Here is a 17769-nt window from a genome sequence, read left to right as displayed (position 1 = left end):
CAATCGAACTCAATAACTCAACTGCTGCCAAGCCTTATCCAACCGCTTCACACTCACCGGCTGGGGCGTGCGCAGCTCTTGTGCGAAGAAGCTCACGCGAAGCTCTTCCAGTAGCCACCGGAACTCTTGCATGCGCGCATCGGTCACGCCTTTGCGCTCGGCCACCAGACGCCAATATTTTTGGTCTAGCGGTTTGAGTTCAGCCAGCTTGGCCGCATCGCGCGCGGCATCGGCGCGCAGTTTTTCTAGGCGCAGCACCACGCCTTTGAGGTAGCGCGCAAAGTGCTGCAGCTGTGTGTAGGGCGTGTCGGCAATGAAGCGTTTGCCCACTAATCGTTGCAATTGCTGCGCGGCGTCAGCCACGCTGTCGGGGCTGGATTTGGTGTCTTTGACTTTGCGGTTGGCGGCTGCAAACTCGGTTAACACGGTGCTGGCCAAGCGAGCAATTTCATTGGCGATCAGCGTCAGCCGTCCTCGGCCCTCTTCTAAGCGGCGTTTGAAATCAGCCTCGCTCGTAGGCAGTGGGTCGAGCAAGAAGGCACGGTCTAGCGCGACATCCAAAATTTGCTGCCTGAGTTCTTCAGCCGTACCCCCACCCGAGCCATCTGGCGACTTGCCCACCATCATGTAGACCACGGACATTTTTTGCAGGTCGGGCAAATTCTTCTCAAGGTACTTGAGCGAGTCTTTGATTTGCATGGCAAACAAGCGGCGCAGGCCCGCACGGTGTTTGGTGGCTGCCACTTCGGGTTCATCAAACACTTCTATGCAAACAGCGTCGCCCATGTCCACCAACGCCGGAAAACCAATGAGGGTTTGCTTGCCTTTGGTGATTTCCATCAGCTCCGGTAGCTCGCCAAAGGTCCAACTGGTGTAGCGCTGCTCGGGGAGAGAAATGGGGGCCCCCATTTCTGACGCCGCCCCACCAAAAGGCGTTGAGCGATGAGGGGCAGCGGGTGACGATTTCTGATAAGCATGGGGAGCCCGCTGCCCCTCATCGCTCAACGTCGCTGCATCGTCAACACCCATACCCACAAGAGTGCCAGAACCCGAAACAGTGCCCACACCTTTCAAAGCAGCCAACGCCTGAAACGCCCCTCGAGCCTGACTCCCCAACTCAGCCTTCAAAGCACCCAAGTTGCGCCCATGCCCCAACTGCCGCCCATGCTCATCCACCACACGGAAGTTCATAAACAAATGCGGCGGCAACATGTCCACCTTAAAGTCTGCACGCTTCACATCCACTTGCGTGGCGTCGCGCACCAGCTTTAGCAAAGCATCCACCAAAGGGCCAGCGCCAAACACCGTGTCTGCCGACACAGCCTCTGTCAAACGTGCTGCGCTCTCGGGCAGCGGCACAAGGCGCGATCGGGGGCGCTGATGCAAGGTTTTGAGCAAGGCATGAACTTTTTGGTTCAGCATGCCGGGCACCAACCACTCGGCACGCTCTTCACTCACTTGGTTCAACACAAACAGCGGCACTGTTACGGTCAAGCCGTCTTTGGTGTCGCCGGGTTCGTGCAAATAGTCAGCCGAGCAGTCCACACCGCCCATGCGCAATGTTTTGGGAAACGCTTGCGTGGTGATGCCTGCGGCTTGGTGGCGCATCAGTTCTTCGCGGCTCAGGCACAAAAGCTTGGGCTGGCGTTTCACCTCTTCGCGATACCAATGCTCTAGCGTGACCAAGCTACACACATCATGGGGCAACTGCTGATCGTAAAACGCAAAGATGAGCGCGTCGTCCACCAACACATCTTGGCGGCGCGATTTGTGTTCCAGCTCTTCCACTTGCGCAATCAGCTTTTGGTTAGCCGCGAGGAATGTCAACTTGGTGTCTAGCTCGCCCGCCACCAAAGCTTCGCGAATGAAAATTTCGCGCGCGCCCACCATGTCTACTTTGCTGTAGCTCACGCGGCGGCCGTTGTAGACAACCAAGCCATACAAGGTGGCGCGCTCTAGCGCTTTGACTTCGCCAGCTTTCTTTTCCCAATGCGGGTCGAGCAATTGTTTTTTCAGCAGATGGCCGCCCACTTGCTCGAGCCACTGCGGCTCCATCGCGGCAATGCCACGCCCAAACAGGCGCGTGGTTTCGACCAGCTCGGCCACCACGATCCAGCGGCCGGGCTTTTTACGCAAGTGCGCGCCGGGGTGGCGGTAAAACTTGATGCCGCGTGCGCCCAGATACGCCTCTTCGTCTTCAAGTTTGTAGCCTACGTTGCCAAGCAAGCCGGCCAACATCGACAGGTGCAATTGCTCGTAGCTGGCGGGCAAGGTGTTGATGCGCCATTTGTGCTCGGTCACCACTGTCAACAGTTGGGTGTGGGTGTCTCGCCACTCGCGCACACGGCGCACGTTGATGAAGTTTTGGCGCAGCAGCGCCTCGTATTGGCGGTTACTCAGTTTGTGTTCGTTATTTTTGCCACCGCGTGAGTTTTCTAGCCACTTCCACAAGTTCAGGTAGCCGCTGAATTCACTTCGGTCGTCGTCAAACTTGGCGTGCGCTTGGTCGGCTGCAGCTTGTGCTTCCATCGGACGGTCGCGCACGTCTTGCACGCTTAAGGCGCTGGCAATGATGAGCACTTCGTCTAAAGCGTTGCGGTCACGCGCTTCCAAAATCATGCGGCCCACACGGGGGTCTAGCGGCAAGCGAGACAGTTCGCGTCCCATAGGGGTTAGCTCGTTGTCGTCATCCACCGCGCCAAGCTCGCTCAGCAGTTGGTAGCCATCGGCAATCGCTTTGGGTCGCGGTGCTTCGAGAAACGGAAACTGCTCCACGTTTCCGAGGTGCAGTGACTTCATGCGCAAAATCACACCGGCCAAAGATGAACGCAAAATTTCGGGATCGGTAAATTTGGCACGACCGTTGAAATCCACCTCGTCGTACAAGCGAATACAAATGCCATCCGCCACACGGCCGCATCGGCCTGCGCGTTGGTTGGCCGCCGCTTGACTGATGGGCTCGACCATCAACTGCTCCACCTTGCTGCGCCAGCTATAACGCTTGACACGGGCATTACCCGCGTCAATCACATAGCGAATGCCAGGCACAGTGAGAGAGGTTTCAGCCACGTTGGTGGCCAGCACAATGCGACGGCCGCCACGGGTGTCAAACACACGGTCTTGCTCGGTGCTGGAGAGGCGTGCAAACAGGGGCAGCACTTCGGCACTGCGCATCACGGGGGAGTGGCTTAGGTGCGCGCGCAAGTGGTCTGCCGCTTCTCGAATTTCACGCTCGCCAGGCAAGAACACCAAAATATCGCCCTGTTGCGATGGTTTGCTCCATAGCTCGTCCACGCCGTCTGCAATGGCATTGTTGAGGTCGTAGTCGCGCTTTTCTTCAAAGGGTCGGTAGCGCATCTCTACAGGGAAGGTGCGGCCCGACACCATCAACACAGGCGCTGGCCCTTTGGCAGACGCGAAATGCCTCGCGAATCGGTCTGCATCAATCGTGGCCGAGGTAACGATGATTTTCAGATCGGGCCTACGCGGCAAAATTTCGCGTAAGTAGCCCAGCAAAAAGTCGATGTTCAGGCTGCGTTCGTGGGCCTCGTCAATGATGATGGTGTCGTAGGCTTTGAGCAGCGGATCGTTTTGCGTCTCGGCCAACAAAATACCATCGGTCATCAGCTTGACCGACGCGTCTTTGCTCAAACGGTCTTGAAAGCGCACCTTAAAACCCACCACCTCGCCAAGCGGGGTTTTGAGTTCTTCAGCTATGCGCTTGGCCACAGAGCTAGCGGCAATGCGGCGCGGCTGCGTGTGGCCGATGATTTGTTTGCGCTGACCAGGCTTGGAGTGTGGGCCCAATTCCCGCCCTTGCCCTCTTCCCAAAGTAAGCGCCATTTTGGGCAACTGGGTAGTTTTGCCAGAGCCGGTTTCACCGCACACGATGATGACCTGATGCGCCTGCATGGCAGCCATGATCTCCTCGCGTCTGGCCGAGACAGGCAACGATTCTGGAAATTCAATCTGGAAGGGAACGGACGTAGACAAAACAGGCGCTGACATGATGGACAATCCGCAATTATCCTCGTCCGGCCCGCCTCAGGCCGCCCACACATTTACCCGTCACCCAACCGCCCACATGTCCGCTGTTTTTGACTTCACCTTTGTGCCTTGGTTCCGTTCGGTCGCACCCTACATTCACATGCATCGCGGCAAGACGTTTGTGGTCGGCATCGCGGGCGAGGCCATTGCCGCTGGCAAGCTGCCAAACTTGGCGCAAGACTTGGCGCTCATCCAAAGCATGGGCGTACGCATTGTGTTGGTGCACGGCTTTCGCCCACAGGTGAACGAGCAACTGCTGGCCAAAGGCCATGTGCCGCAGTACTCGCACGGCATGCGCATCACCGACGGTGTGGCCCTTGACTGCGCACAAGAGGCCGCAGGCCAACTGCGATATGAGATTGAAGCCGCCTTCAGCCAAGCCCTGCCCAACACGCCCATGGCCGGGGCTACCGTGCGCGTGATTTCTGGCAACTTTATTACCGCCCGCCCCGTGGGCATCTTGGACGGTGTGGATTTCCAACACTCAGGCCTGGTGCGCAAGGTGGACGTGGCTGGGATCACGCAAACATTGAGCGCTGGATCGATGGTGCTGCTCTCGCCATTTGGCTTCTCGCCGACTGGCGAAGCGTTTAACTTGACCATGGAAGAAGTGGCCACGTCGGTGGCTACCGCGTTGCAGGCTGATAAGCTCATTTTTGTTACCGAGACACCGGGCATTCGCATCACCCCCGCAGAGCCTGCTAGCGAAGACAACCCCGTCGACACAGAGCTGCCTTTGGACGCCGCCAAAAAACTACTAGCCACCCTGCCGCAGACCAGCAACCCGTCTGACATCGCGTTTTACTTGCAGCATTGCGTCAAGGCCTGCGAGACGGGTGTGGAGCGCAGCCACATCTTGCCGTTTGCGGTGGATGGCTCGTTGCTGCTCGAGGTCTACATGCACGACGGCATTGGCACCATGGTGGTGGACGAAAAACTCGAAGAACTGCGCGAAGCCACCCACGAAGACGTGGGCGGTATCTTGCAACTCATTGAGCCGTTTGAAAACGATGGCTCACTCGTCAAGCGTGATCGCAACGAGATTGAACGAGACATTGGTCAATACACCGTCATCGACCATGACGGCGTGATCTTTGCCTGTGCCGCGCTGTACCCCTACCCCGAAGCCAAAACAGCAGAGATGGCGGCTCTTACCGTGTCTCCCCAATCGCAAGGTCAAGGCGATGGCGAAAAGGTGCTCAAACGCGTCGAACACCGCGCCCGCAACAAGGGGCTGAGCAGCATTTTTGTGCTCACCACACGCGCCAAACATTGGTTTTTGAAACGCGGCTTTGTGCAAGTCGACCCCGACTGGCTTCCCGAAGCCCGCAAGCGCAAATACAACTGGGACCGCAGGAGCTTGGTGCTGGTCAAAAAGCTTTAAGCCTCGCTGCCAGACTGAGCGGCCATCGACTTAGGACGCAAGACGCGCAACGTGGTCACAAGAGCCAGAGTGCCCATCACCAAAAAGGCCACGAAAGACCAGTTGGCAATCGAGCCACCTAAAAACAGCCAATCGACAGTCGTGCAGTCACCGCTGCCTTTGAAAATCATGGGAATGGCTTGCTTGAGCGGGAAGGTTTCAATCATTCCGTAAAAGTCGCGACCACACGACACGGTCTCGGGCGGGTTCCACTGCAACATGCTTTGACGGGCCGCTACATAAGCACCGCCTTCGGCCAGCAACACCACACAACCACCCACCATCAAAGTCGGGGTGCGACTTGATACAAAAGTGCCCAGCAATGCCACAAGCCCCATCAACACCATGGCATAGCGCTGCACAATGCACATGGGGCAAGGAGCTAGGCCCACCACATGTTGCAAATACATGCCAAAGGACAGCAGGCCAAGGCAGGTCAGCGCAATACCAAGCCAAACACGACGGGGGTTATTCAAAAGTTTTACGCTCACAAGTATCTCCAAAGGGACTGAATTCGATTGTCGCTGTGAAACAATGATAGAAATGGCCTGAGCGCCTAAAAACCAGAGATAAGCCATGACACTTCGCACACCTCGGCTCGCAGATACGCCCCGACTTCATAAGTTCGTGACTCAACTCGATGTCCTGCTTAAAAGCACTGTCGATGAAGCCACCATCTTGGCGAGTGGCAAAACCCTGCTGAGCGAATTGGTAGGCCAAGACGATTGGCTGCCCAACGAATACGCCCAGCCCAACCCCGACCGTTACCAACAATTCTTGCTCTACGCCGACCCCGATGACCGTTTTTCAGTCGTGAGCTTTGTGTGGGGTCCTGGTCAAGCAACGCCCATCCACGACCACACGGTGTGGGGTTTGATCGGCATGCTGCGCGGCGCAGAGTTGTGCCAACCCTTCGCCAAAAACGCACAAGGCCACTGGCTGCCCAGCGGCGAACAAAGCAAACTTGAGGCAGGCACCGTAGAAGCCGTGTCGCCCACCATTGGCGATGTGCACCGCGTGTGGAACGCACTGGCCGATCAAGCGTCTATCAGCATCCATGTCTACGGAGCCAACATCGGCAAAGTCAACCGCCATGTATTTCATCAAGACGGCACGGTAAAAGAATTTGTGTCTGGCTACAGCAATCACAAGTTGGAAACGCCGAGTGAGTCTCCCCTCACCTCGGGTGAGTTTCCCCACGCGTCGTACAGCCGCATCCGCGAAACTCTGCTGCAACGCCAAGAAATCGCCATCCTCGACGTGCGCGAGGAAGACCCATTTGCCCAATGCCACCCGCTGTTTGCAGCTAACCTACCGCTGGGCCGCATCGAAGCGGATGCGTGGACGCGCATCCCTCGCTTGGACACCTTCATCGTGGTGTATGGCGCAGCCTTGAACGGCGACGACCTCTCCCTGCCAGCTGCCCGCACCTTGAAGCGCATGGGCTATACAAATGTGCATTTTCTCGCGGGTGGTTTGCAAGGCTGGCAAGACGCGGGCGGAGAAGTATTTCGCGATGTCAACGTACCCAGCAAATCGTTTGGCGAGTTGGTGGAGTCCAAACGCCACACACCGTCTCTGTCGGCGCAAGAAGTTAAAGCTCTGATTGACGCCAAAGCCAATGTGGTGGTGATGGACGCACGCCGCTTTGACGAGTACCAAACCATGAGCATTCCCAGCGGCATCAGCGTGCCAGGGGCCGAACTGGTGTTGCGTGCACGAGCCCTGGCACCCAATGCTGCCACTCGCATCATCGTCAACTGTGCGGGTCGCACGCGCAGCATCATCGGCACACAGTCGCTCATCAACTCGGGTATCCCCAATCCCGTCAGTGCGCTACGCAATGGCACGATTGGTTGGACGCTGGCGGGACAAGAACTGGTCAAAGGCGCAAACGACCGTTTTCCAGAAGTGGACGATGCCATCCGCACCAGAGCAGCAGCCAGCGCCTTTGCCGTGGCGATGCGTTCAGGCGTGAAGCGCGTGCACTTAGACGAGCTGACAACATGGCTGGCCGATTCCACACGCACCACTTATTTCTTTGATGTGCGCACGCCAGAAGAATACGCGGCAGGTCATGTGGCTGGCGCACGCAGCGCCCCAGGTGGCCAACTGGTGCAAGAGACCGACCACCAAGCCGCCGTCCGCGGCGCGCGCTTGGTGCTGTGCGATACCGATGGCACGCGCGCCCACATGAGCGCTTCGTGGTTGGCACAAATGGGCTGGGATGTGTTTGTGCTGACAGGTCTCACCGCTGAAGACTTTTCTCACACCGACCTACCAGCTTTACGCTTGCCCGAACCAGAAGGCAAAGTGACCGCAGTCGAAGTGGCCCAAGTCAAGGCTTGGTTGGCTGATCGCAACAGCCACACCGTGGTGCTTGACTTCAGCACCAGCGCCCAATTTACACAAGGTCACATCCACAGTTCATGGTGGGTAATGAGAACGGAACTGAAGGCTTCACTGTCGGCCGCCCACAAAGGCGCACGTTATGTACTGACCTGCCAAAACGGTAACGTGTCGCGTTATGCGGTCACAGAAGTGCAAGCCGCCGTCAAAAAAGGCGTAGAGGTGGTGTGGCTCGACGGTGGTAATGCCGCTTGGCTGGCCAAGGGCGGCAAGCTGCAAACTGGCGACCACCAAATGGCTGTAGAGCGCGTGGACCGTTACCGCCGCCCGTATGAGGGCACCAACAACCGCGTCGAAGCCATGCAGGGCTATCTTGACTGGGAGTTTGGTTTGGTCGATCAGCTGGCTCGCGATGGCACACATCACTTTAAGGTAATCTAAACATTGCTACAGTCTCGTCTTTCGTTTTTTCATCTTCATCACAGAGAAGCACACACATGTCACGCACCGTTCAATGCATCAAACTCGGCACCGAAGCAGAGGGACTTGATTTACCACCGTACCCAGGCGAGTTGGGCAAGCGCATTTGGGAAAGCGTCAGCAAGCAAGCTTGGGCCGATTGGATCAAGCAACAAACCATGTTGGTGAACGAAAACCGTTTGAATCTGGCTGACCTGCGCGCCCGTGAATACCTGAAGCGCCAAATGGAAAAACACTTCTTTGGCGACGGCGCTGATGCCGTGCAAGGTTACGTGCCGCCAAGCCCTTAAGCTGCGTGGCTCTGACGCCATCCGCACAAACTTGGACCGGCTTCAGCAACTGGTGCCACACCCAAGCCAGCTTTGACGAGCTGGCTTTTCTTCGTCTGTGGCACACGTGGGCGGCAGATGCGCATCGCCCCACGCACCTGCATGTGGTGGCACAGACCGAGCAGCCTTTGCAAGCAGATACGCTGCTTAAGGCCGCAGCATCAGACCCCAAACTTTTGCCGCTCGCCCAACAACTGGCTGAGCAATGCTGGGGTTTGTTGCCTGGCATACACCGATTGCGGTTTGCGCTAAAAAGCGACGAGCCTTATGAAAGCGCGAACGACGACGCACGCTTGATGCTGACGCTGTGTGTAGGCAAGCATGAAGACTGGCCCGAATTTGTCGACGTGCTGTGCGCACACACCACGGGCCCCTGTGCCACACCGATCGACGTACCCGCCTTGAACGCGCGCACCGTCACCATCATTGGCGCAGGCATTGCAGGTGCAGGCACGGCACGCGCTCTAGCCGAGCGTGGTTGGCAAGTCACCGTTTTAGATGCAGGCACTACCCCAGCCGCTGGCGCATCGGGCTTGCCTGTGGGCGTGGTGGCCCCTCACACCTCGCACGACGACAGCGGCGTGTCACGCCTCTCGCGCGCAGGCTTGCGACTGATGGAACAAACCATGCAAGCGCTGCTGACTGAGGGCGTGGACTGGGGCCGCACGGGTGTGCGCGAGCGTCGCTTACCCGGCAAAACCAGACGCGGCGGTGTACCGCTGAGCTGGCTCAACGAACACGCCCACACCGCCAACAACTGGACGCACAAAGCACCAGCGCCCGCGCCTGACGATGCCTTTTGGCATCCACGCGGTGCGTGGCTCAGGCCAGCACAACTGGTGCGTGCGCTGCTTAACCACCCCAATATTCGCTGGCAAGGCCATGCGAAAGTGGATGCACTCCAACGCACAGAGACGCAATGGCAAGCGCTACAAGGCAACACCGTCTTAGCGCAATCCTCGCGCTTGGTGCTGGCCGCAGGCCCTGGCTCTGCGGCGCTAATCGCCACCGCCACAGGTAATGGCAGCGCCCCGCGCATCAACCCGCTGCGCGGACAAATTTCTTGGGGCTTGATGGCCGACCTGCCTGCAGACGCGCACATGCCCGCTACACCTGTGAACGGCAATGGCAGCTTTGTGCACAACATCACCACACCCGATGGCCTAGCCTGGTTCGCAGGTGCCACGTATGACCGCATCCACGGCGACGCCCGTTTGCTTGACAGCGACCATACCGAAAACCTAGAACGCTTGCATGCCTTAGAGCCGCAAACAGCAGCTGCACTTGCCCCCTTGTTTGCCACCGTGGGCACAGACGCGCCACGTGTGCACGGCTGGGCCGGTGTGCGCTGCGGCGTGCATGACCGCTTGCCCATGACGGGCCGCGTACCCAATGCGCCCGAAGGCCTGTATATGAACACGGCCATGGGCTCGCGCGGTTTGACATTGGGCTTGCTCTGCGGCGAATTGCTGGCTGCGCAATGGCATGGCGAGCCGTTACCCGTTGAAGAACGGTTGGCTCAGTTTTTAAATGCCACACGATTCAGGTCAAATGCTTGAGCCACAGACCGCTAACACACACAACCACGCATGACTGACACAACGCCCAACACACCTCGCCAAGAAGATGTCAGCGGGTCCGTAGCTCCGACAGCTGTGAGCATGACCGAAGCATTTTGGTTTTGGCTCAAGCTTGGCTTCATCAGCTTTGGTGGGCCTGCGGGGCAAATTGCCATCTTGCATCAAGAACTGGTGGAGCGACGACGTTGGTTGTCTGAGCGACGTTTTTTGCATGCTCTCAACTACTGCATGGTGCTACCAGGGCCGGAGGCGCAGCAGCTGGTGACCTACATCGGCTGGCTCATGCACAAGCGTTGGGGCGGTGTAGTTGCAGGCGCTTTGTTTGTGTTGCCGTCGCTGGCTATCCTCATCGCGCTGTCGTGGGTGTACATCGCGTTGGGCGATGTGCCTTGGGTGGCGGGCATTTTCTTTGGCATCAAGCCTGCGGTCACGGCCATCGTGGTGCAGGCTGCGCATCGCATCGGCTCGCGCGCCCTAAAGAACAATGTGTTGTGGGCTATCGCTGCTGCATCGTTTGTGGCCATCTTTGCGCTCAATGTGCCCTTCCCGCTGATCGTGGGCATGGCCGCTGCAGTGGGTTATGTAGGGGGGCGCGTGTCACCGCACACCTTTGAAACTGGCGGCGGTCATGGCTCATCCAACGTATCGCATGGCCCGGCCATGATTGACGACCACACACCACCACCAGCGCATGCGCATTTCAGTTTTGCCGGATTGGCGCAAGTTCTGTTCGCAGGCGCAGTGCTGTGGGCAGTGCCCATGGGTGTGTTGTATGCGGTCTTTGGATGGGAGCACAGCTTCACGCAAATGGGGTGGTTTTTTACCAAGGCGGCTTTTCTCACGTTTGGTGGTGCGTATGCCGTGCTGCCTTATGTGTACCAAGGCGCAGTCAGCCAGTTTGGCTGGGTCACGCCGACGCAAATGATGGACGGCTTGGCCTTAGGCGAAACCACACCCGGGCCGCTCATCATGGTGGTGGCGTTTGTGGCGTTCATCGGTGGTTACGTCAAGGCCTTGCTAGGGCCTGAGAGTTTGTTGGCTGCAGGAGCGTTAGCCGCGTGCCTCGTGACGTGGTTCACCTTCTTGCCTTCGTTCATTTTTATCTTAGCGGGCGGCCCCTTGGTCGAGAGCACACACCGCAACCTCAAGTTCACCGCACCGCTCACCGCCATCACCGCAGCCGTGGTGGGCGTGATCTTGAACCTTGCCTTGTTTTTTGGTTATCACCTCTTGTGGCCAGAAGGGTTTGATGGCGCATTTGATGTGCGCTCGGCACTCATTGCTGTGGGTGCAGCCTTGGCGCTTTTTAAATACAAGCGCGGTGTAATGGAAGTGATTGGACTTTGCGCCTTGGTAGGGCTGGCTGTCAAACTGATTCCGATTTGAGTGCTTAAACCTCAAGTTGATGCCAGCGACATGACATATATTTGTCATGAATAAACGGTAATATTATTTACATGAAAAACGGTACTCTCCTCGCAGCCATTGATTTGGGCTCCAACAGCTTTCGTCTCGAAATTGGTCGCTACGACCACGGACAAATTCAACGCGTCGCCTACCTAAAAGAAACAGTTCGACAGGGAAACGGCCTCGATGCCGAACGCAACCTTACCCCTGACGCCATGGAACGCGGCTGGGAGTGTTTGGCACGTTTTGCAGAACGCCTGTCAGGTTTCAAAAAAGCTCAGGTGCGTGCTGTGGCGACGCAAACTTTGCGCGAAGCCAAAAACCGTGAAGAATTTTTAAAGCGCGGTTGCGAAATTTTGGGCTTCCCCATCGAGGTGATTGCTGGCACCGAAGAAGCCCGCTTGATTTACCAAGGCGTGGCCCAGATGCTACCCACCGACAACGAACGTCGGTTGGTGATAGACATTGGCGGACGATCCACCGAGCTGGTGCTTGGCCAAGGGCTGAATGCCTCTGAAACTGCATCGTTTCGTGTTGGCAGCGTCACGTGGTCGATGAAATACTTTCCAGACGGTGTGTTGACCGAGCAAACTTTTTACCGCGCCGACATCGCCGCACAAGCCGTGTTGGAAGAAGGTATTTCTGCCTACCCGCGCAGCCAATGGAACAAAGCTTATGGGGCATCCGGTACGGTGGGTGCCGTGGCTGAAATCTTAGAGTTTGCAGGTTTCCCTCATGGCGAAATCACACTCGATGGTTTGGACTGGTTGGTCAAATGTTTGGTCCGCTCAGGCAGCGCCAGCAAGGTACAACTCGAAGGCTTGCGAGATGACCGACGTGCCGTTATTGGCGGCGGCGTGAGCATCTTGCGGGCATTGATGACCATTCTGCAAGTCGACACTTTGTACGTGGCACAAGGCGCTCTGCGCCATGGCGTGCTGTACGAAATGGTGGAGCGCGAGGACCATGACACCGACATGCGCGACCTATCGGTGCAACGCTTGGCGCTCAAATTTGCGGTGGATGTGCAACAGGGCCAACGCATCAACCAGGTCGCCCAACATTTGCTGCACGACATGTATGCAGCCGATCAAATCGAGTCCTCAAAAATTGACCGTCTGCGCCGTAAGCTCAACTGGGCAGCGCAACTGCATGAGGTGGGCGTTTCCATTTCGCACAGCGATTACCACAAGCACGGCGCTTACATCTTGGATAACGCTGACTTGGTGGGCTTCAGCATGTTCGAGCTGCATCGCTTGGGCTTGCTCGTGTTGGGGCAACGCGGCAAACTTAAAAAACTTGAAAACGAATTAGAAGAAAATGAATTCGCCAAGATGCTGATGGCCTTGCGTTTGAGCCTGATTTTGTGCCACGCACGCAAAGACCCAGACCACCAATCTCTGCACTTGATATGCGACGAAGCCAAACAATGCATCACCCTCACCGCCCCCGATTCATGGGTAGTGGACTACCCGCAATCCACACATTTGCTGAAGCTAGAGATGACTTCATGGCAAAAAGCACCTTGGCTGTTTGAGTTTGTGACAAATTAAAAACTTATATGACATTAGGTTTTTTTAAATAAACGATATAAACTGTTTATTCGATTAATTCTCAAGGAACCAACAAGTGAACACCGCTGCTCAAAAAGAACTCGTCCAAGCTGCTGTAAAAGCACCTATCGTCAAAGCTTCAGTGGCCAAAAAGCCCGCTGCTAAATCACCAGCATCCAAAAAACCAGCCGCTAAGAAGCCGGTCGCCAAAAAAGTCGGCTCCGCAGTCACTACCAAAGCGGTGACAAAAACTGCAGCAAAAAAAGCCCCAGCTAAATCAGCTGTGACCAAGACCGCGCAAGCTGTGAAGACCGTCAAGCTCGCCAAAGTGAAGAAGCCAAAATTGGTGCGTGACAGTTTCACCATTCCTAAAGACGAATACGTTGTCATCGATGCACTCAAGATACGCGCTGGCAAATTGGGTCAAGCTGTGAAGAAAAGCGAATTGCTGCGCGCAGGTGTCAAAGCCCTCGCCGCCATGAGCGACATTCAGTTCAAAGCTGCCCTGAGCAATGTGCCGACCATTAAGACCGGTCGTCCCAAGGGTTCGAAATAAGCTCAGGACAAGCGACGGTCAGCAACACTGTTTGTAGCTGGCCGTCGCGTAAACGTGTGCGCAGCCACCACACGCCGCCCTTACGCACAGGGCACATGGCTTCTTTCATCTCTAGCAGTTGCGCCAGCAACTGCCCCAAGTAAGGCTGATGCCCCACCAGCAACACAGGCCCTTTCAATTGGGGTCCTGTTTCTGGATGCCACTTGAGCAAAGCCAACACATCGGCCACCGATGTTTCGGGCACCAATTCATCGCGTAATTTAAATTTTCGTTCTAAAGGTGCCACGGTTTGTTGTGTACGAACCGATGGGCTGACCAACACCCGCGTGCCCTCAGGCAAATGCATGTCTAACCACGAGGCCATTCTGGCCGCTTGTTTCTCGCCTTTTTTAGTCAACGGACGAGACAAGTCATCCCCACCTTCGGGGGCAACCTCGGCTTCGGCATGACGCCACAAAATCAAGTCCATCTTGACTCCTTCATGAAGCATTACGTCTTAGAAGCATAAAGCGCCATCAACACGGATTGCGCACCATGCGTTTTCACTGGCTTAGGTGCTTGCGTGGTTGAGCTTGTTGAGCGTCTTGGCTTAGCAGGCTGCACGCGGGTGTAGTGCCCATGGGCATCCATATTCCAAGCGTCTACGTTGTCGTGCAAATAGGCCGACAAGCATTCATCCATCAAACGCCTGCGCATGGCGGCATCTTCCACCGGCCAAGCCAGCTCGACACGGCGCAACATGTTGCGACTCATCCAATCGGCACTAGATAAATACATAGACTCGTCATTGCCTGCGCAGAAATAAAAAACGCGCGAATGTTCTAAGAATCGACCAATGATGGATCGCACACGAATGTTATCGGTCACGCCCGGGCGTTGCGCAGGCAACATACACGCGCCGCGAATGATCAAATCAATTTGCACACCCGATTGGCCCGCATGTACCAACGCTTCCATGAGCTTCTCATCGGTGAGTGTGTTCATCTTCAAGATGATGCGACTGGCCACACCTTTGGCTGCGGCCAAAGCTATTTTCTCAACCTTGTCGATCAAGCTGCGTTGCAAATGAAAAGGCGCAATCATTAGCTTGTTCAATCGTGGAATCTTGCTTTGGTTGGCCAGCAGGCTGAACACACTTTCCACATCTTGGGTGATCTTGGGGTCACAGGTGATGTGACTTAAATCGGTATAGAGCTTGGCCGTCCGAGGGTTGTAGTTGCCCGTAGACAAATGCGCGTAGCGTCGAATGGTGCGGCCTTCGCGGCGTGACACCAACAGCATCTTGGCATGAGTTTTCAAACCCACCACGCCGTACACCACCTGAGCGCCAATGTATTCAAGCTTCTCAGCCCAATTGATGTTGGCCTCTTCGTCAAAGCGGGCCTTGAGCTCCACCACCACTGTCACTTCTTTGCCTCGCTGCACTCCTTCTCGCAGCAACTCCATCAGTACCGAGTCAGCACCTGTGCGGTAAATGGTTTGCTTGATGGCCAACACATTGGGGTCACGCACAGCTTCGCGCAAGAAGGACAGCACACCGTCAAAACTTTCATAGGGTTGGTGAATCATCACGTCGCCTGTTTGCAAGCGATCAAAAATGGAGCCATTTGAGACCAACTGTTCGGGGTAACTGGCGATATAACTTGGAAACAACCACTTGGGGTTGTTCACCAAATCAATCAGCTGGTTCAAGCGCACCAAATTAACTGGGCCATGGACGCGGTAAAGGGCCGAAGGTGGCAATTCAAACTGCTCTAATAAAAAGTCAGACAAATAGTCAGAACAACCCGACGACACCTCTAGGCGCAAAGCTTGTCCGTAGTTGCGATGCACCAAACCTTGACGCAATGCCGTGCGCAAGTTCTTTACATCTTCTTCGTCCACCGACAAGTCCGAATGACGCGTCACCCGGAATTGAGAAAATTCACCCACGTCGCGCCCAGGGAAAAGGTTGATCAAGTGGGCGCGGATCACGCTGGAAATAGACACAAAGAGCTGGCGTTTGCCACACAGCTTTTCTGGCAAGGCAATCAAGCGAGGCAAGCTACGTGGCACTTTGACAATGGCAATTTCGTTGTCGCGGCCAAACGCGTCTTTGCCCGACAACCGCACGATGAAATTAAGCGACTTGTTGGCCACTTGCGGAAACGGGTGTGCAGGGTCTAAGCCAACTGGCAACAACAAGGGGCGCACTTCGCGCTCAAAGAATGACTTGACCCATTGATGCTGCGCCAAGGTGCGCTCGTTGAAAGACAAAATGCGCACGCCTTCTTTGGCAAAAGCTGGCAGCAAAACATCGTTGTACAAGGCGTATTGCTCGTCCACCAATTCATGCGCCACTTTGCTGAGAGAGTTTTGCGCCTCCACACCAATAGCGTCGAGTGGGGCCAATGGACGGCTTAAGCTGGCGTAAAGCGCCGCACGGACCTCAAAAAATTCATCGAGGTTGGAGGACACGATACATAAATAGCGCAAGCGCTCCAGCAATGGCACTTCCGGTCGCTTGGCCCAATCCAACACACGCTTATTAAATGCCAACAAGCTTTGGTCGCGATCTAGCCACTGCACCTTGACGCTCTTTGACGTTTGTGCCTCGGTAACCTTTGTTCCAGTTGTCATTGCTTTACCTGCTTATGTAGAGGGCTAGTGTCACAAATTAAACTGACGAAAATGTGACATTTATGATAAAAAATCAACATCTCAACTCGCGACAGTCATTAAGATGTCTTAATGAATTCCCAGACATCTTATATTGGGCTAATCACGGCTATAAGCACAGGCCTGCTCATTGGCACAGTCCGTGAAAGGTTACATAAACCCGGCCCCATGAAAGCGGGTGTGCGCACGCATGCCATCGTGGCACTGCTGGGTGCAATCACTTTTTCCTTAGGGCCAAATTTTTTCATCGCCGCCTTGCTGGTGACTGGCCTCCTGATTGCAGTAGGTTATGGCCAATCTGCACGAGAAGACCCAGGCATGACAGGCGAATTCACGCTGCTGCTGACTATAGTTTTGTCGGGGCTAGCCATGCATGACCCATCGCTTGCGGCGGCCATGGGTGTGGTGGTGGCTGTACTGTTGTTTGTGAAAAAAACTTTACGCCGCTTCAGCCAAGAAGTATTGACCGAGCTAGAACTTAAAGACGCCTTGATGCTTTGTGCGGCGGCTTTGGTCGCCCTGCCACTTCTTCCTAAAGAGGCGATAGATCCGTGGAATGCAATCAAACCCTATGTGATGTGGAAGATTGTGGTGCTGATCATGGGCGTGGGCATGCTGGGGCACATCGCGATGCGCGCCTCTGGCGTGACTTGGGGCTTGCCACTCGCGGGCTTCTTTTCGGGTTTCATTTCTTCTACGGCTGCAGCGGCTGAATTTGGGCGCAAAGCGCTTGTCAAACCTGAGCTCTCATCCATCGCCAGTGCTGCCGCGTTGCTTGCTACGCTGTCGTCGCTGACGCTCTTTGCCATGGTGCTGAGTGCCTTGGCTCCTGCATTGATGATGTCACTGGTTATCCCTCTGGCCGTAACAGGACTCACCTTGTTACTGGTAGCCATGTTCCTCATTCGCGGAGCAAACAATACCCATCCCTTTGAGCTGCCCGCTAACCAGGGCGCCTTTCAAATTTCGCATGCTTTATTAATTGCCGCGGCCATCAGTGCGGTCAGTTTTTGTTCGGCATGGCTCAGAACCATGTATGGCGACCCTGGCGCCCTAGCTACCACCATCGTGGTCGGCTTGGTTGAAATACATGCTGCAGCGGTGGGTATCGCGCAACTTAGCCCAGAACACACAGAACCTTCTGCCACAGCTCGCTGGGGCGTGATTGGAATTTTGGGCGCAAGCTTCAGCTCAAAAATATTGCTAGCCTTTATAAGCGGTGGCAAAACCTACGGCATAAAAATATCTCTAGGTTTGGGGCTTGGTATAACAGCGGCTATTGCGGGCATGCTGATCATGGACTGACATAAAAAAGGGAAGACTTCTTTCGGTGTCTTCCCTTGCACTCACGCTCTGATACGTGTGTCGTTGTTAGCCACCCAATATC

General features: G+C 55.8%; 12 protein-coding genes and 1 pseudogene. 9 read left to right on the top strand and 4 right to left on the bottom strand.

The window, feature by feature from the left end; genetic code table 11:
* Positions 1-9 precede the first annotated feature (9 nt).
* Entirely contained in the window at positions 10-4008 is a 3999-nt protein-coding gene (gene hrpA / locus ABWP81_RS05930) for an ATP-dependent RNA helicase HrpA (RefSeq protein ID WP_353140299.1), read from the bottom strand.
* Between the two features lie 76 nt (positions 4009-4084).
* On the opposite strand from hrpA, the gene argA reads away from it, so the two are divergent.
* Entirely contained in the window at positions 4085-5431 is a 1347-nt protein-coding gene (argA, locus tag ABWP81_RS05925; RefSeq protein WP_353135158.1) for an amino-acid N-acetyltransferase, read from the top strand.
* Here argA and ABWP81_RS05920 read toward each other — a convergent pair.
* Complete coding sequence (locus tag ABWP81_RS05920; RefSeq protein ID WP_353135155.1) at positions 5428-5961, bottom strand: disulfide bond formation protein B; 534 nt, start codon at positions 5959-5961, stop codon at positions 5428-5430. The two genes, argA and ABWP81_RS05920, sit on opposite strands and share 4 nt — an antisense overlap.
* 85 nt (positions 5962-6046) lie before the next feature.
* Between ABWP81_RS05920 and ABWP81_RS05915 the strand changes: the two are divergent.
* The 7 genes and pseudogenes from ABWP81_RS05915 to ABWP81_RS05885 all read left to right on the top strand — a co-directional run.
* A pseudogene (locus ABWP81_RS05915) lies at positions 6047-6550 on the top strand (cysteine dioxygenase family protein); the annotation flags it as partial.
* Between the two features lie 72 nt (positions 6551-6622).
* A complete protein-coding gene (locus ABWP81_RS05910; RefSeq protein ID WP_353140297.1) occupies positions 6623-8260 on the top strand; it encodes a rhodanese-like domain-containing protein in 1638 nt (545 codons plus the stop codon).
* A gap of 56 nt (positions 8261-8316) precedes the next feature.
* Positions 8317-8589 carry an oxidative damage protection protein gene (locus tag ABWP81_RS05905; RefSeq protein WP_310614420.1) on the top strand — a complete coding sequence of 91 codons (273 nt, stop codon included), beginning with the start codon at positions 8317-8319 and terminating at the stop codon, positions 8587-8589.
* 5 nt (positions 8590-8594) lie between these two features.
* Entirely contained in the window at positions 8595-10187 is a 1593-nt protein-coding gene (mnmC1, locus tag ABWP81_RS05900; protein WP_353140251.1) for an FAD-dependent 5-carboxymethylaminomethyl-2-thiouridine(34) oxidoreductase MnmC1, read from the top strand.
* A 30-nt stretch (positions 10188-10217) separates the two neighbouring features.
* Positions 10218-11594 (top strand): chromate efflux transporter, encoded by a 1377-nt coding sequence (gene chrA / locus ABWP81_RS05895; RefSeq protein ID WP_502905515.1) that lies wholly within the window; start codon positions 10218-10220, stop codon positions 11592-11594.
* 71 nt (positions 11595-11665) lie between these two features.
* Positions 11666-13168: an exopolyphosphatase gene (gene ppx, locus ABWP81_RS05890; protein WP_353140249.1), complete on the top strand. Its 1503-nt coding sequence runs from the start codon at positions 11666-11668 to the stop codon at positions 13166-13168.
* 76 nt (positions 13169-13244) lie between these two features.
* Positions 13245-13724, top strand: coding sequence for a hypothetical protein (locus ABWP81_RS05885; protein ID WP_353140247.1), 480 nt, complete (start codon positions 13245-13247; stop codon positions 13722-13724).
* Here the strand turns inward: ABWP81_RS05885 and ABWP81_RS05880 are convergent.
* Together ABWP81_RS05880 and ppk1 are read right to left on the bottom strand one after the other, a co-directional pair.
* A complete protein-coding gene (locus tag ABWP81_RS05880) occupies positions 13693-14193 on the bottom strand; it encodes a SixA phosphatase family protein (protein ID WP_353135142.1) in 501 nt (166 codons plus the stop codon). The two genes, ABWP81_RS05885 and ABWP81_RS05880, sit on opposite strands and share 32 nt — an antisense overlap.
* A gap of 20 nt (positions 14194-14213) precedes the next feature.
* Positions 14214-16343: a polyphosphate kinase 1 gene (gene ppk1 / locus ABWP81_RS05875; protein WP_353140245.1), complete on the bottom strand. Its 2130-nt coding sequence runs from the start codon at positions 16341-16343 to the stop codon at positions 14214-14216.
* Positions 16344-16454: 111 nt separating this feature from the next.
* On the opposite strand from ppk1, the gene ABWP81_RS05870 reads away from it, so the two are divergent.
* Positions 16455-17687, top strand: coding sequence for an MgtC/SapB family protein (locus tag ABWP81_RS05870; RefSeq protein WP_353140243.1), 1233 nt, complete (start codon positions 16455-16457; stop codon positions 17685-17687).
* Positions 17688-17769: the final 82 nt, after the last annotated feature.

The organism is Limnohabitans sp., from assembly GCF_040401135.1.
Taxonomy (GTDB): domain Bacteria; phylum Pseudomonadota; class Gammaproteobacteria; order Burkholderiales; family Burkholderiaceae_C; genus Limnohabitans.
Note: the sequence above shows the minus strand (reverse complement) of the source record. Positions and strands in the feature narration are given on the sequence as shown.